Raw genomic sequence first — 13,379 nt, 5'->3', positions numbered from 1 at the left:
TGCGCCCTCCATCCTCGCGAGAGCCTGCTATGTCCAACCCGCGCCTGCCCAAAGATTCCCGGTTGCCGATCTTGGCCGAGCTGGAAAAGAAGATCCTCTGGCTCGCCTCCTGGACGATCCACAACGCCAATCATCTCCGCGCCAGCGAGGACGGCATGAAGGTCGGCGGGCATCAGGCCTCCTCGGCCTCGCTCGCGACGATCATGACGGCGCTTTATCTCGGCGTGCTCCGGCCGCAGGACCGGGTCGCGGTGAAGCCGCATGCCTCGCCGATCTTCCACGCCATCAACTATCTGATGGGGCTGCAGACGCGCGAGAAGCTGGAGAATTTCCGCGGCTACAAGGGCGCGCAAAGCTATCCCTCGCGCACCAAGGATATCGACGATGTCGATTTCTCGACCGGCTCGGTCGGCCTCGGCGTGGCGCAGACGCTGTTTTCCTCGCTGGTGCAGGATTACGTCAAGGCGCATGGCTGGGGCGAGAAGCGCCAGGACGGCCGCATGGTCGCGCTGATCGGCGATGCCGAGCTCGACGAAGGCAACATCTTCGAAGCCCTGATGGAGGGCTGGAAGCACGGCCTGCGCAACACCTGGTGGGTGATCGACTATAACCGCCAGTCGCTCGACGCCGTCATCCGCGAAGGGCTCTATGACCGCTTCGAGCAGATGTTCAGGAATTTCGGCTGGGACGTCGTGACGCTGAAATACGGCTCGCTGCAGCAGGCGGCCTTCAAGGAGAAAGGCGGCGAGCGGCTGAAGGCCTGGATCGATTCCTGCCCGAACCAGCTTTATTCGGCCCTGACCTTCCAGGGCGGGGCGGCCTGGCGCAAGCGGCTGATGGACGATCTCGGCGATCAGGGGCCGGTCACCAAGCTGATCGAGAGCCGCTCCGACACCGAGCTATCCAGGTTGATGTGCAATCTCGGCGGCCATGACCTGCCCTCGATCCTCGAAGCCTTCGAGGCCGTCGATCATGATCGCCCGGTCTGTTTCCTGGCCTATACCGTCAAGGGTTTCGGGCTGCCGCTCGCCGGGCACAAGGACAACCATGCCGGGCTGATGACCAAGGACCAGATGGAGGGCTTCAAGACCGCCAATGCGGTCCGGCCCGGCCATGAATGGGATCTGTTCGAGGGGCTGTCACTGCCGCAGAGCGAGCTTCGCGCCTTCCTCGACAAGGTGCCCTTCTTCTCGGAGGGCCGGCGCCGCAAGAGCGCGCCGAAACTGCCGGTGCCCGAGAGGCTGGAGGCCGGCATCCAGGCGGTGATGTCGACCCAGATGGGCTTCGGCAAGATCCTGGACGATCTCGCCAAGCGCGGCGGGCCCTTGGCCGACCGCATCGTCACGACCGCGCCCGACGTCACCGTGTCGACCAATCTCGGGCCCTGGGTCAACCGGCGCGGCCTGTTCGCCAGGGCGGAGATGGCCGATACCTTCAAGGATGAGCGCATCCCCTCGATGCAGAAATGGGAGTTCTCGCCCAAGGGCCAGCATATCGAGCTGGGCATCGCCGAGATGAACCTGTTCATCAACCTCTCGGCGCTGGGCCTGTCGCATTCGATCTTCGGCGAGCGCCTGATCCCGATCGGCACGCTCTACGACCCGTTCATCTCGCGCGGCCTGGATGCGCTGAACTATGCCTGCTACCAGGATGCCCGCTTCATGGTGGTGGCGACGCCGTCTGGCGTCACGCTCGCGCCCGAGGGCGGCGCGCATCAGTCGATCGCCACGCCCCTGATCGGAATGAGCCAGGATGGGCTTTGCGCCTTCGAGCCGGCTTTCGTCGACGAGCTTGCGGTGATGATGCGCTGGTCCTTCGACTATCTGCAGAGGGATGGCGAGGGCGATCCCAATGAGCGGACCTGGCTGCGCGACGAGACCGGCGGCTCGGTCTATCTGAGGCTCTCGACGCTGCAGCTCGAGCAGCCGAAGCGGGCGATGACGCCGGAGCTCGAGCACGCGATCATCGACGGCGCCTATTGGCTGCGCAAGCCCGGCCCCAATGCCTCGGTGGTGGTCGCCTATACCGGCGCTGTCGCGGCGGAGGCGATCGAGGCCGTCGGGCTGCTCGGTGAGGACCGGCGCGATGTCGGCCTGCTCGCGATCACCTCGGCCGACCGGCTCAACGCCGGCTGGCAGGCGGCCGAGCGGGCGCGCCAGCGCGGCAACCAGCAGGCGACGAGCCATATCGAGCGTTTGCTGGGCGAGCTGTCCCGCGATTGCGGCATCGTCTCGGTGCTGGACGGGCATCCGGCGACGCTGGCCTGGCTCGGCAGCGTGCATGGCCACAAGCAGAAGGCGCTCGGCGTCGAGCATTTCGGCCAGACCGGCACGGTCGCCGACCTCTACCGCCATTTCGGCATCGATGCGAACGCGATCGTGCATGCCGCGCAAGCGGCGGCTCCGGGCCGGCCGGTGCGCTATCTGAAGGCGCTGCCGTAGGGCCCTGTCATCCCGTGCGCGCTGCGGCATTCATGCCGCCGCGCAGACACGGGACCGTCAGCAGAAAGAGGCGCCTTCGCGTCGCGCGGTCCCGCATCTGCGCAGCAACACTTCGTGCTGCAGCGCGTGCGGGATGACATCCGCCTCAGAAGCGCGGGGTCGAGAAGCTGTTGGCGAAGGGGTTGACGCCGGATCCGATGCGGCCCGGCAAGGTGCCCTCGCCATAGAATTCGCCAGTGCTGGCATAGACCGGCGTGGCGGCGAAATGCTGGCTGGCGTAATTGTTCATCGAGCCGACCGGCACGACATTGCCGAGGTCGAAATAGCTGCGCTTCTGCACGGTGATGCGCAGCGGGCCGCGGCGATTCTGCGCCTCGGCAATCGTCGTCGCGACGGTCAGCGCCACGAGCGAAAGGCCGAAGCCGGCGGCGAAACGCTGGAAGGAACGCATGACGAAAGGTCTCCTGAGACGACGGGCAGCGGGGCATCTGTCACGATGCGGGATGACGCGACGATACTCCCTCGTAGTTAACGGTTTTGTTCGCCTTCGCCAGAGGCAACGCACGCGAAAGTGAGATTTTGCGTCTCCAGAGATTTCAAGCGCCAGTTCAGGAAACACTGTCCCGTCTTGGGGGGGCCGCGCTAGAACAAGGCGCGAAAAAGTCGGAACCGGTCTTTCGCGTCGCTCCGGCTCCAGGGCGTCTCGAAGGGCGCTGGAATTCGTTGGCTCGCCAGGATGAGGGCTTCGCGCGTCTTGAAGTCGATGGTCAGCGCCTTGCTGCCGTTTTCAGCGCGGGAGCCGAGCCGTCGGCGTCGAGCCAGGAGGCCTTGCGGCCGGTGGCAGAGAGGCGCGGCGGCGCGCAGGCCGGCTGGCGGGCGAGCTCTGTGCGGGCGAAGGCTGAGCGCAGAGCCTTGTCCTCGCCGGCGGCGAGCAGGTCGATCCGGTCGATCAGGCAAACGAGCTGCTGGCGGTCGGCCGGGCGCCCGGGCGCGCCGCACCACCAGCCGCTGAGGCCGAGCGGCAGGTCGCCTGCGCTCTTCATGTCACCGGGACTCTTGCGGAAGGCGATGCAGGGGCGGCTGGCGTCGCCGTTGCTCAGCGTCGTATCGGCGGTCTCCACCGTGCCGAAGCGGGTCTCGATCGAGGTCGGAACGCCGCTGCGCTGGATCGACATGCCGCGCTCGGAGGCCTCGCGCACCAACGCGATGATGAAAGGCTGCGGCCGCGCCTCGCTGTTATGAGTGACGAGCAGGCGCAATCGCAGATGCGGCTTGTCGGCATCAAAAGCGCCGAAGCTCAGCGTGTCCTGGCGGCGGGCCCCGTCCTGGCTGCGCATCGCCTCATAGGCCGCCTGCTGGCGGTCGAGCTCGGGCGATTCCAGGCCGAACATCGCGATCGGCCGGGTGATCTTGAGCCAGTTGTCGCCAGTGAGCGCCTGCTGGCGCGGCTCCAGGAGCACATCGCGGATCGGGCGGCTCTCGCTGGCAGCGGGAATCGTCAGGCTGGCGAGGCGTGGCTCGCTGTCGCCGGCGGCGGACAAGGCGGTGACGAGGCTCGCCGTCAGGCCGATGCCGGTCAGGGCGGCAAGCCCGCGCCAGACCAGTCCGCCGGTCAGCCCCAGGCCGCGACGGCCGAAAATGGCGAGGGCGCCGCGCAGCAGCACGGCAAAGCCGGTTTCGATCGCGTCGGCGCAGCGGATCAGCGCGGCGACCCCGTCGAAGCGCGCAAGATCGAAGCGCACAAGACGAGGCCTGCTGCGATCGACCGCTGCGGAGGCGGCCCGACCGGTGGCCTTGGCGGCGGCAGTGATCGCCGGCCAATGCGAGCGGAGCCTGCCGAGCAAGAGCGATGCGAGATGACGCGACACGACCGGAACTCACCTTAATGGTTAGTGGCCGCGTCGTGTGCGCGGCTCGTCTTCACCCGCGCGGAGACTGGCCGGGCGTGAGTCAGCGCCGGGTTACCGCCGGCGGGCTATCCGCGAACAGCGTAAATCCGAGGTCAAGGAGCAGGGTTAACAGCGGGGGACGTTGACTTTTGGCTGCCTTGGGTGTTTTGACTTGCGGTAAGGCGCGCGGGGAAACCTGCCTTGCGCCGACGCGAAGCCTTCAGCCCTTCGGGATTGGCCCTGTGACCGTCCGTCAGACGACGAAACGCACGACCAAAACGACGACCGGTAAAACGGTTACGTCGCGCTGACCTTCGCCTCGGTTCCGGGTTCTCTCCCCCCGGCGGGGATAATCGCCGAACCTGCTTCATAGCATCGAGCGGGCCGGCAACCCCGGGGGAGACCAAACCGGTTTCATCCAAAAGGACTATCACAATGAGCTTCAAGGTCGCGATTGTCGGCGCCACGGGTAATGTGGGCCATGAGATGCTCGATATCCTGGCCGAGCGGGCTTTCCCGGTCAGCGAGGTCGTAGCGCTCGCCTCTTCCCGGTCCATCGGCACCGAGGTCTCCTTCGGTGACAAGACGCTGAAGGTTAAGGCGCTGGAGCATTACGACTTCTCCGACACCGATATCTGCCTGATGTCGGCCGGCGGCGAGGTCTCCAAGGAATGGTCGCCCAAGATCGGCGCGCAGGGCTGCGTCGTCATCGACAACTCCTCGGCCTGGCGCATGCATCCCGACGTGCCGCTGATCGTGCCGGAGGTGAACGCCGCTGCTGCCGCAGGCTTCACCAAGATGAACATCATCGCCAATCCGAACTGCTCGACCGCCCAGCTCGTCGTCGCCCTGAAGCCGCTGCACGACAAGTATGGCATCAAGCGCGTCGTCGTCTCGACCTATCAGTCGGTCTCCGGCGCCGGCAAGGAGGCGATGGACGAGCTCTTCAACCAGACGCGCTCGATCTTCTCCGCCGGCGAGATGACCACGAAGAAGTTCCCCAAGCGCATCGCCTTCAACCTCATCCCGCAGATCGACGTCTTCATGGAGGACGGCTTCACCAAGGAAGAGTGGAAGATGATGGCGGAGACCAAGAAGATCCTCGATCCGAAGATCAAGCTGACCGCGACCTGCGTGCGCGTGCCGGTCTTCATCAGCCATTCCGAGAGCGTCAACATCGAGTGCGAGAAGCCGGTCACGGCCGATGAGGCGCGCGAGGTGCTGCGCACCGCCCCCGGCATCCTCGTCATCGATAAGCACGAGCCCGGCGGCTACATCACCCCGCATGAGGCGGCCGGCGAGGACGCGACCTATATCTCGCGCATCCGCGAGGACAACACGGTCGAGAACGGTCTCGCCTTCTGGTGCGTCTCCGACAATCTGCGCAAGGGCGCCGCGCTGAACGCGGTGCAGATCGCCGAGGTGCTGATCAACCGCAAGCTGATCCAGCCGCGCAAGAAGGCGGCGTGAAGCGAGGCGCAGCCATCTGCTGATCGAGGCGGGCCTTAGGCCCGCCTTTGTCTTGACGGGCGCGGCCATGCATGGTCGCCGTTCGATCTTTGCGCAACGCGGGATGGATCAAATCGATTAGCGTCGGGTTTCAATCCTGCGCGTCGATGATTTGCCAAACGCTCCCCATCCAGAACCGACACCCTTGCCGCCTGTGACGGCGGCGTTGCCGCCGCGTCGCGACAATGCCTTTCGCGGCATCGGGCTGATCCTGCTGTCGACCGTCTTCCTGAACGCGTCGGACGTGGTCTCGAAGCTGCTCACCACCACGGTTCCGCCCCTGCAGATCACCTGGCTGCGCTACGGCGTCTTCACCCTGATCATGCTCGCCATCGTGGCGCGCAGCGGCGGCCTAGAGCGCCTGCGGACGCGCAAGCCGATGCTGCAATTCCTGCGCGGCCTCGGCGTCACCGGCTCCTCGATCCTGTTCGTGATCGGGCTGAAATATCTGCCGATCGCCGACGCCACGGCGACGAGCTTCGTCGCTCCCTTGTTCGTCACGGCCTTGTCGATCCCGATCCTGGGAGAGACCATCGGCTGGCGGCGCTGGACCGCGACGCTGGTCGGGCTGCTCGGCGTGCTGATCGTGGTGCGGCCGGGCGGGGCTGGCTTCCAGCTCGCCTCGCTGCTGCCGGTCGTCTCGGCCTCGACCTGGGCCTTCGCGCTGATCGTGACCCGCATGATGAGCCGGACCGAGAGCCCGCTGACGACCTTGGCCTATTCTGCGATGATCGGCTTTGCGATCGTCAGCGCGGTCATGCCCTTCGCCTGGCAGCCTCTCACCGCGGAGATGGTGTGGCTCGGCGTCTTCATCGGCGCCTCCTCGACGATCGGCCATTGGCTGGTGGTGCAGGCGTTCCGCTATGCCGACGCTTCGCTGCTGGCGCCGTTCTCCTACATGCAATTGCTCTGGGCCGCGATCTTCGGCTTTTTCCTATTCGCGGTTCTGCCCGACGCCTGGACGCTGGTCGGCGCGATGATCATCGCGGGGTCGGGCCTCTACACCGCGCATCGCGAGCGCATCAAGGCGCGGCTGCTGCAGGGCTGAGGCTGTCGCGTGGACGATTCGAGCCCTGGAGTTGGGCGCGCGACGAGACGTAAGTGGCGATGGCGCGCTCCAGGCGCCGCACGCCCTCGGTGATGACCTCCGGGGAGCTGCGGGTGAAATTGACCCGCATCGCGAAGCGGTCCTGGCCAGTGAAGTCGAAGACGCTGCTGGGCACGAAGGCGACTTTCTCCTCGACCGCGAAGCGGTAGAGTTCGTCGGTGTCGATCGCCTGGTTCCTGGCCCGCATCCAGACGAACATGCCGCCGACCGGCACCTCCCATTCGAACCATTCGCCCAGGCGCAGGGCCGCCTCATCGCACAAGGCGTCGCGCCGCTCCCGGTAGAGCGGAACGATCGTCTTGGCGTGCTCGCTGTCGAAATCCTGCTCGAGCAGTTCGAGCGTGATCGCCTGGGTCAGCATGCTGCTGCTCAGATCGGTCGCCTGCTTCGCCAGCGTCAGCGCCTGGATCATGCCGGGCTCGGCGACGATCCAGCCGACACGCAGGCCCGGAACCAGGCTCTTCGAGACGGTGCCGAGATAGATCACCGGGCCGTCATAGGCGCGCGAATGCCGCGCGACATAATGGCCAAGGATGCTGTGGCCGGGCGGCCCGTCCAATTGGATCGTCCTGTAGGGATCGTCCTCGACGAGCCATGTGCCGGCAGTCAGCACCTTGTCGAGCAAGGCGGCGCGCCGCTCCTGCGAAACCAGCACTCCGGTCGGGTTGGAATAGTTCGGCACGGAGTAGACGAATTTGGCCCGCGCGAGGGCATCCTCGAAGCCGGGCTCCCGCAGATCCCAGTCGAGCTTGCTGTAGAGCGGCGCGCGCGGTCGCCAGGCGTCGAGCGCGCCGAGATAGGTCGGCGATTGCGCAACGATCAGATCGCCGGGATCGACCAGCACCTTGCCGATCAGGTCGAGGCCCTGCATCGAGCCGCTGGTCAGCAACACGTTCTCAGGCGTGAAGTGCCCGCCTGTCTCGGCGGAGATGCGCGCCGCGATCAGCCGGCGCAGGGCGGGAAAGCCCTCGATCGCACCATATTCCAGGACCGCCGGCCCGTGCCGTTCGAGCGCGCGCTGCGTCGCGGATTGGATCGCCGCGAGGGGATAGAGCTCCGCCGCGGGCAGGCCGCCGGCGAGGCTCACCACATCGGGGCGACCGCCAAAGGCGAGAAATTGCTGGGAGATGCTGTTGCTCGTCTTGAGCCATTGCGCGCAGCCCGGACGATTTCCGGCCGCCGGGCTTTTCGAGATCGTCATGTCCTGGTCCTCCCGCTCAAAGGACAATAGCGCTCGTGATCGGAGCGAGTCCGTGCAATGTTTCGCGCGAGTGCCGGGCGATGGAGCGTTAATCGCTCTCATTCCGGCCAATGGGAGTGAAAAAGCTTCATGGTCGAGTTGGATCAGATCGACCGCCGAATCCTGGCCGCCCTGCAAGCCAATGGGCGGATCTCGAATCTGGAGCTTGCCGAGCAGGTCGGCCTGTCGCCCACGCCGTGCAGCCGGCGCATCAAGCGCCTCGAGGAAACCGGCGTGATCGAGGGCTATGCGGCGCGGATCAGCCCCGCGGCGCTCGGCTTCGGCATCTGCGTGATGGTGAGCGTGCGGCTCGCCAAGCAGAGCCCGGATGCGGCGAGCCAGTTCCTGACCGCGATCCAGGGGCGGCCCGAGATCACGGAATGCCTGCTGGTGACCGGCAATGTCGATTATCTGCTTCGGGTCTGGGTCAAGGATATCGAGGCCTTGCGGAGTTTCATCACCGAGGCGCTGCAGTCCATCCCCTGCGTCGCCGAGACCTCAACGATGGTCATCCTGGAGGCGACGACGTCGAATCGGCTTCTGTCGGTGCCCGCCAAGGCCAGGCCCAAGACATAGCTTCGCCCGCCATGGCCGTCGTCAGGGCGCTGCCCGCCCGGCGATCGTCGGGAGGTCGGTTGCCGGCGCTGGTGCGGAAAACCAGCGGCGGCCGAGCCAGAGCGCGACATGGACGAGCAGGACGAGGACTGGCACCTCGACCAGCGGGCCGATCACGGCGGCAAAAGCAACCGGCGAGGCGAGGCCGAAGCTGGAGATCGCAACCGCGATGGCAAGCTCGAAATTATTGCCCGAGGCGGTGAAGGCGACGGCCGTGGTGCGGGGATAGTCGGCCTCGATCCATCTGCCCATGGCGAAGCTGATCAGGAACTGCACCACGAAATAGAGCGCCAGCGGGATCGCGATCCGCACCGCATCGAAAGGCAGGCGCACTAGATCGCCGCCCTTCAGGCTGAACATCGCGACGATGGTGAAGAGCAGCGCGGCCAGCGTGATGGGCCCGATGCGCGGCAGGAAGCTTTCCTCGTACCATTCCCGGCCTCGGCGCGCGGTCAGGATGCGGCGCGTCAGATAGCCGGCCAGGAAGGGGATGCCGAGATAGATCGCAACCGCCTGCGCGATCGTCCAGAAGCTCACCGCGACGACGCTGCCCTCCAGCCCGAACAGCGGCGGCAGGACGCTGAGGAAGAACCAGGCATAGATACTGAAGAACAGGATCTGGAAGAGCGAGTTGAAGGCGACGAGACCGGCGACATATTGGTTGTCGCCCTTGGCGAGGTGGTTCCAGACCAGCACCATGGCGATGCAGCGCGCGAGCCCGATCAGGATCAGCCCGGTCATGTAATGCGGCTGGTCGCGCAGGAAGATCACCGCCAGCGCGAACATCAGGACGGGGCCGATCAGCCAGTTCTGGACCAGCGACAGCGCCAAGACGCGCTTGTCGGCGAAGACGGCGGGCAATTCCTCATAGCGGACGCGCGCCAGCGGCGGGTACATCATCAGGATCAGGCCGATCGCGATCGGGACGTTGGTGGTGCCGATCGAGAGGCTCTCAAGTGCGGCGGGCAGGCCGGCGAAGGTCGTGCCAAGCGCGATGCCGAGCGCCATCGCCGCAAAAATCCAGAGGGTGAGGTAGCGATCGAGGAAGGAGAGCCTTTCGGGAGCGGGCGCGGTCGTCATGCCGAAATCCTCGCTCCGGTCTCGTCGATGACGCGCTCGCCATCCTCCTTGGTGAAAGCACCCTTCTGGGGCGCGGGCAGCAGATCCAGCACGGCCTCGGAGGGCCGGCAGAGCCTGACGCCGAGGGGGGAGACCACCAGCGGCCGGTTGATCAGGATGGGATGGGCCATCATCGCGTCGATCAGCGCATCGTCGGGCAGGGACATGTCGCCGAGGCCGAGTTCGGCATAGGGCGTGCCCTTCTCGCGCAGCAGGTCGCGCGGCGCCATGCCGGCACGCGCGATCAGCTGGACCAGCAGCGCCCGCGCCGGCGGCGTCTTCAGATATTCGACGACATGCGGCTCGATTCCGGCATTGCGGATCATCGCCAGCGTGTTGCGCGAGGTGCCGCAGGCCGGGTTGTGATAGATGACGATGTCGGTGCTCATGCGGGTCCCACTCAGCAGCACGGGGTCAGTTCGGCGATCAACGGCGCGCAAAGCTCGGGCTTTCCGGCGCAGCAATCCTTGACCAGGAAAAGGGTCAGCGCGCGCAGCCCATCGAGATCGGCGCGGTAGACGATCGAGCGGCTGCGCCGTTCCGATCTGACCAGGCCTGCGCGCGCAAGGATCGCCAGATGCGCCGACATGGTGTTCTGCGGCACGTCGAGGAGGCGGGCGATCTCGCCGGCGGCCAGGCCTGCGGGCTCATGGCGAACCAGCAGGCGGAAGCTGTCGAGGCGAGTCGCCTGCGCCAAGGCGCCGAGCGCGGTGATGGCTGTTTTGGTTTCCATATATCCAGATTAATGGATATTTATGATCATGCAAGCGCGACATTCTCTGCGGCACCGGCATTCTCAGAAAGACTGCCGTTTCGATTTGTCGATGCGGCTTCACGGCGGCTGGAGCTTGCCTGACGCCCTGCCGGTCATGCTAGCCTTCCGGGCTTGCGGGAGGGCGGAATGGACAGCGCATCACAATCGGCGAGAGAGGCTTTCGAGGCTGCCCTTGGCACGCTGAAAACGGCGCTCGCCCATGTCGCCAATGGCGATGTCGGACCGATCAAGGCGTTCTATTCGCATCGCGACGATGCGACCAGTTTCTATGGCTGGGGCGGATATGAAAAGGGCTGGGACGAGGTCTCGCGGCGCTGGGACTGGGCGGCGGAACGCTTCAAGGGCGGAACGGTCAGCCACAGGAACATCACCACCGTGGTGGGCGCCGATCTCGCCTTTACGACCGATATCGAGACCTTCAGCGTGACGATGCTCGGCATGGAGCAGCCGACGCAATGGTCGAACCGGGTCACCCATGTGTTCCGGTTCGAGGATGGCGGCTGGCGCCTGCTGCACCGGCACGCCAACCGGCTCGAGGATCAATACGAGCCGTCGAAGCGGCTGGGCGGCGGATAGCGGCCGTCGATCGGTCAGGTGAAATAGGGTGCGAGATTCGCCCGGATGCGGGCGAGAACCGTCGCGCCGGAGAGATCGGGTACGAAGCTCTTGCCCGTGATCATCTCATAGGCCTGAATATAGACGCGCGAGGTCTGTTCGACGAGCGCGGCGGGAATCGCCGGGATCGGGTCCTTGTAGGGGTCGCAGCGCGCCGCGACCCAGGCGCGGACGAAGTCCTTGTCGAAGCTGACCGGGCGGGTTCCCTCAGTCAGGCTCTTCTCATAGCTGTCGGCGACCCAGTAGCGGCTGCTGTCGGGAGTGTGGATCTCGTCGGCGAGGATGATGGCGCCGGTCTTGTCGGTGCCGAACTCGTATTTCGTGTCGACGAGGATCAGGCCGCGCTCGGCGGCGCGGGCCTGGCCGCGCGCGAACAGCGCCAGCGCATAGCGCGAGACCGTGTCCCATTGTTCCTGGCTCAACAGCCCCTGCGACAGAATCTCGGCGCCCGACAAGGGCTCGTCATGGCCACCGTCGAAGGCCTTGCTGGTCGGGGTGATGATCGCTTCGGGCAGCTTTTCGTTGTCGCGCAGACCGTCGGGCAGGCGTAAGCCGTACATCTCGCGCTCGCCGTTCCTGTACTTGGTCAGGATCGAGGTGCTGGTTGTGCCGGCGAGATAGCCGCGCACGACGATCTCGACCGGGAGGATATCGAGCCTGGTGCCGATCACGACGTTGGGGTCGGGATAGGCGAGCACATGGTTGGGGCAGATATCGGCGGTTTCCTCGAACCAGTAGCGCGCCGTCTGGGTCAGCACCTGACCCTTGAACGGGATAGCGGTCAGGATCCGGTCGAAGGCGCTCAGGCGGTCGGTCGCGATGATGATGCGGCGGCCATCGGGCAGATCGTAATTCTCGCGGACCTTGCCGTTGTAGCGGTTCGGCAGTTCCGGAATGAACGCATCTGACAGAACGCGGGAATCGCTCATCGGGGGTCTTTCGCTGGAGCGCAGGCTGGTGAACGCAAGGCTTGCAACCGCTTAAAATCGCGCAGGCCTGCGGGGTCAAGCGGGATCGTCGGATATTGCGAGCCTGACGGGCAATGGATTGAACGGCATCCAAGCGCCGAGCGATCATTCAGCCGCGCCGCCATCCTGGCCGAAGCCCCCGCGTCCGATCTTTGATCGGCCCAAGGATAAACTCCGCGGAGCGGCCCCGGATCCCAAGCGCGTCATGGTCGGGCTTGACCCGGCCATCTCTGAAGCCAGAGCGCTCTGGTCATGAGATTCTCAGGGCAAGCCCGAGAATGACGCCCTCCGATGGATCCCGGGACGACCTGCGGTCGCCCAGGATGACCGCGCGTTTTGATTTGAGTGGCCAGGCCCGGCAAATCCGCGGTTCAGGAACCCGCTTTCGCCGGCTTCCGCGCATAGCGGGCGAGAAACATCGTGACGGCCGAGGCGACGACACGCTTGATCTCGGCCTCGGGGGCGGGGCTGCGCTTGGCGTTGAACAGGCGCGGGCGCACCAGGGTCGACTGGCAGAGATCGAGGAACTGCATGGCTGCGAGCTCGGTGTCGTCGATGTCGAGCACGCCCTTCTCGACCTGGCGGGCAAGGTAACCCGCGAGGCATTGGGTGCCGTATCCAGGGCCGCGCTCGTAGAACTCCTTGCCGAGATCGGGCATGCGCTCGGCCACGCCGAGCACGATGCGGTGGGCGCTGACGGCGAAATCGCTGGTCAGCATGCGCGCCAGCCCCTCGCCGAAGCCCGCGAGCCCCTCGGCGAAATCGAGATCGCTGTTCAAGATCTCGTAAAGGCCGCGCTTCTGCGCCTCGCGCTCCCGCTCGATCAAAGCGACGAAGAGATGTTCCTTATCCTCGAAATAGACATAGAGCGTGCTCTTGGAGACGTTCGCGGCGGCGGCGATGTCGCTCACGCTCGCCGCATCGAAGCCGCGCGCCGTGAAGACTTCATGCGCGCCATCGAGAATCTGGCGGCGCTTGTCGGGGTCCGCCCCTGCGATGCGCCGATTTCGCGATGTCGGCTTAACCGCCCGCTCAAGTGTTTCACTCATACTGTCCATCCGGCGCCTCTCGGCCGCCCCTGAAAAAGAATCGAACCGACT

Annotated in this window: 13 protein-coding genes; 5 read left to right on the top strand and 8 right to left on the bottom strand. The window is 65.6% G+C overall.

Annotation, left to right across the window (positions count from 1 at the left end; translation table 11 throughout):
* Nucleotides 1–29: 29 nt before the first annotated feature.
* Nucleotides 30–2,441, top strand: a complete 2,412-nt coding sequence (locus tag CYD53_RS13470; RefSeq protein WP_103718585.1) for a transketolase-like TK C-terminal-containing protein — start codon at nucleotides 30–32, stop codon at nucleotides 2,439–2,441.
* A 145-nt stretch (nucleotides 2,442–2,586) separates the two neighbouring features.
* On the opposite strand, the gene CYD53_RS13465 is transcribed toward CYD53_RS13470, so the two are convergent.
* Together CYD53_RS13465 and CYD53_RS13460 are read right to left on the bottom strand one after the other, a co-directional pair.
* The gene (locus tag CYD53_RS13465) at nucleotides 2,587–2,892 is read right to left on the bottom strand and encodes a hypothetical protein (RefSeq protein ID WP_092172246.1); all 306 of its coding nucleotides are present in this window, start codon (nucleotides 2,890–2,892) and stop codon (nucleotides 2,587–2,589) included.
* Nucleotides 2,893–3,208: 316 nt separating this feature from the next.
* Nucleotides 3,209–4,309, bottom strand: coding sequence for a hypothetical protein (locus tag CYD53_RS13460; protein ID WP_103718584.1), 1,101 nt, complete (start codon nucleotides 4,307–4,309; stop codon nucleotides 3,209–3,211).
* A 456-nt stretch (nucleotides 4,310–4,765) separates the two neighbouring features.
* Between CYD53_RS13460 and CYD53_RS13455 the strand changes: the two genes are divergently transcribed.
* Complete coding sequence (locus CYD53_RS13455; RefSeq protein WP_103718583.1) at nucleotides 4,766–5,800, top strand: aspartate-semialdehyde dehydrogenase; 1,035 nt, start codon at nucleotides 4,766–4,768, stop codon at nucleotides 5,798–5,800.
* A 184-nt stretch (nucleotides 5,801–5,984) separates the two neighbouring features.
* Entirely contained in the window at nucleotides 5,985–6,887 is a 903-nt protein-coding gene (locus tag CYD53_RS13450) for a DMT family transporter (RefSeq protein ID WP_425428292.1), read from the top strand.
* Here CYD53_RS13450 and CYD53_RS13445 read toward each other — a convergent pair.
* Nucleotides 6,862–8,148 carry an aminotransferase-like domain-containing protein gene (locus tag CYD53_RS13445; RefSeq protein WP_181011852.1) on the bottom strand — a complete coding sequence of 429 codons (1,287 nt, stop codon included), beginning with the start codon at nucleotides 8,146–8,148 and terminating at the stop codon, nucleotides 6,862–6,864. The two genes, CYD53_RS13450 and CYD53_RS13445, sit on opposite strands and share 26 nt — an antisense overlap.
* A gap of 129 nt (nucleotides 8,149–8,277) precedes the next feature.
* Here CYD53_RS13445 and CYD53_RS13440 point away from each other — a divergent pair, with 129 nt between their 5' ends.
* Complete coding sequence (locus CYD53_RS13440) at nucleotides 8,278–8,763, top strand: Lrp/AsnC family transcriptional regulator (RefSeq protein WP_103718581.1); 486 nt, start codon at nucleotides 8,278–8,280, stop codon at nucleotides 8,761–8,763.
* 21 nt (nucleotides 8,764–8,784) lie between these two features.
* Here the strand turns inward: CYD53_RS13440 and arsB are convergent, their stop codons facing one another.
* From arsB to CYD53_RS13425, 3 genes are read right to left on the bottom strand one after another with little or no spacing between them, the layout of a single operon-like run.
* Nucleotides 8,785–9,882 carry an ACR3 family arsenite efflux transporter gene (arsB, locus tag CYD53_RS13435; RefSeq protein WP_103718580.1) on the bottom strand — a complete coding sequence of 366 codons (1,098 nt, stop codon included), beginning with the start codon at nucleotides 9,880–9,882 and terminating at the stop codon, nucleotides 8,785–8,787.
* Nucleotides 9,879–10,310 (bottom strand): arsenate reductase (glutaredoxin), encoded by a 432-nt coding sequence (gene arsC / locus CYD53_RS13430; RefSeq protein WP_103718579.1) that lies wholly within the window; start codon nucleotides 10,308–10,310, stop codon nucleotides 9,879–9,881. Before arsC ends, arsB begins: the two co-directional genes overlap by 4 nt.
* 11 nt (nucleotides 10,311–10,321) lie before the next feature.
* Complete coding sequence (locus CYD53_RS13425) at nucleotides 10,322–10,654, bottom strand: ArsR/SmtB family transcription factor (RefSeq protein WP_103718578.1); 333 nt, start codon at nucleotides 10,652–10,654, stop codon at nucleotides 10,322–10,324.
* 168 nt (nucleotides 10,655–10,822) lie between these two features.
* On the opposite strand from CYD53_RS13425, the gene CYD53_RS13420 reads away from it, so the two are divergent.
* Complete coding sequence (locus CYD53_RS13420; RefSeq protein WP_103718577.1) at nucleotides 10,823–11,272, top strand: YybH family protein; 450 nt, start codon at nucleotides 10,823–10,825, stop codon at nucleotides 11,270–11,272.
* A gap of 14 nt (nucleotides 11,273–11,286) precedes the next feature.
* On the opposite strand, the gene CYD53_RS13415 is transcribed toward CYD53_RS13420, so the two are convergent.
* Nucleotides 11,287–12,240 (bottom strand): phosphoribosylaminoimidazolesuccinocarboxamide synthase, encoded by a 954-nt coding sequence (locus CYD53_RS13415; RefSeq protein WP_103718576.1) that lies wholly within the window; start codon nucleotides 12,238–12,240, stop codon nucleotides 11,287–11,289.
* A gap of 410 nt (nucleotides 12,241–12,650) precedes the next feature.
* On the bottom strand, nucleotides 12,651–13,328 hold the full coding sequence (locus tag CYD53_RS13410; protein ID WP_181011851.1) for a TetR/AcrR family transcriptional regulator: 678 nt from the start codon (nucleotides 13,326–13,328) through the stop codon (nucleotides 12,651–12,653).
* Between the last annotated feature and the right edge of the window lie 51 nt (nucleotides 13,329–13,379).

Origin of the sequence: Allobosea psychrotolerans (genome assembly GCF_002917105.1) — a bacterium.
Classification (GTDB): Bacteria; Pseudomonadota; Alphaproteobacteria; order Rhizobiales; family Beijerinckiaceae; genus Allobosea; species Allobosea psychrotolerans.
The sequence above is the reverse complement of the archived record's forward strand: the minus strand, read 5'-3'. Positions and strand labels throughout refer to the sequence as shown.

Coding starts and splice junctions, on each gene's coding strand:
- CYD53_RS13470 (WP_103718585.1), top strand. CDS start 30: ATGTCCAACCCGCGCCTGCCCAAAGATTCCCGGTTGCCGATCTTGGCC.
- CYD53_RS13465 (WP_092172246.1), bottom strand. CDS start 2,892: ATGCGTTCCTTCCAGCGTTTCGCCGCCGGCTTCGGCCTTTCGCTCGTG.
- CYD53_RS13455 (WP_103718583.1), top strand. CDS start 4,766: ATGAGCTTCAAGGTCGCGATTGTCGGCGCCACGGGTAATGTGGGCCAT.
- CYD53_RS13445 (WP_181011852.1), bottom strand. CDS start 8,148: ATGACGATCTCGAAAAGCCCGGCGGCCGGAAATCGTCCGGGCTGCGCG.
- CYD53_RS13440 (WP_103718581.1), top strand. CDS start 8,278: ATGGTCGAGTTGGATCAGATCGACCGCCGAATCCTGGCCGCCCTGCAA.
- arsB (WP_103718580.1), bottom strand. CDS start 9,882: ATGACGACCGCGCCCGCTCCCGAAAGGCTCTCCTTCCTCGATCGCTAC.
- arsC (WP_103718579.1), bottom strand. CDS start 10,310: ATGAGCACCGACATCGTCATCTATCACAACCCGGCCTGCGGCACCTCG.
- CYD53_RS13425 (WP_103718578.1), bottom strand. CDS start 10,654: ATGGAAACCAAAACAGCCATCACCGCGCTCGGCGCCTTGGCGCAGGCG.
- CYD53_RS13420 (WP_103718577.1), top strand. CDS start 10,823: ATGGACAGCGCATCACAATCGGCGAGAGAGGCTTTCGAGGCTGCCCTT.
- CYD53_RS13415 (WP_103718576.1), bottom strand. CDS start 12,240: ATGAGCGATTCCCGCGTTCTGTCAGATGCGTTCATTCCGGAACTGCCG.
- CYD53_RS13410 (WP_181011851.1), bottom strand. CDS start 13,328: ATGAGTGAAACACTTGAGCGGGCGGTTAAGCCGACATCGCGAAATCGG.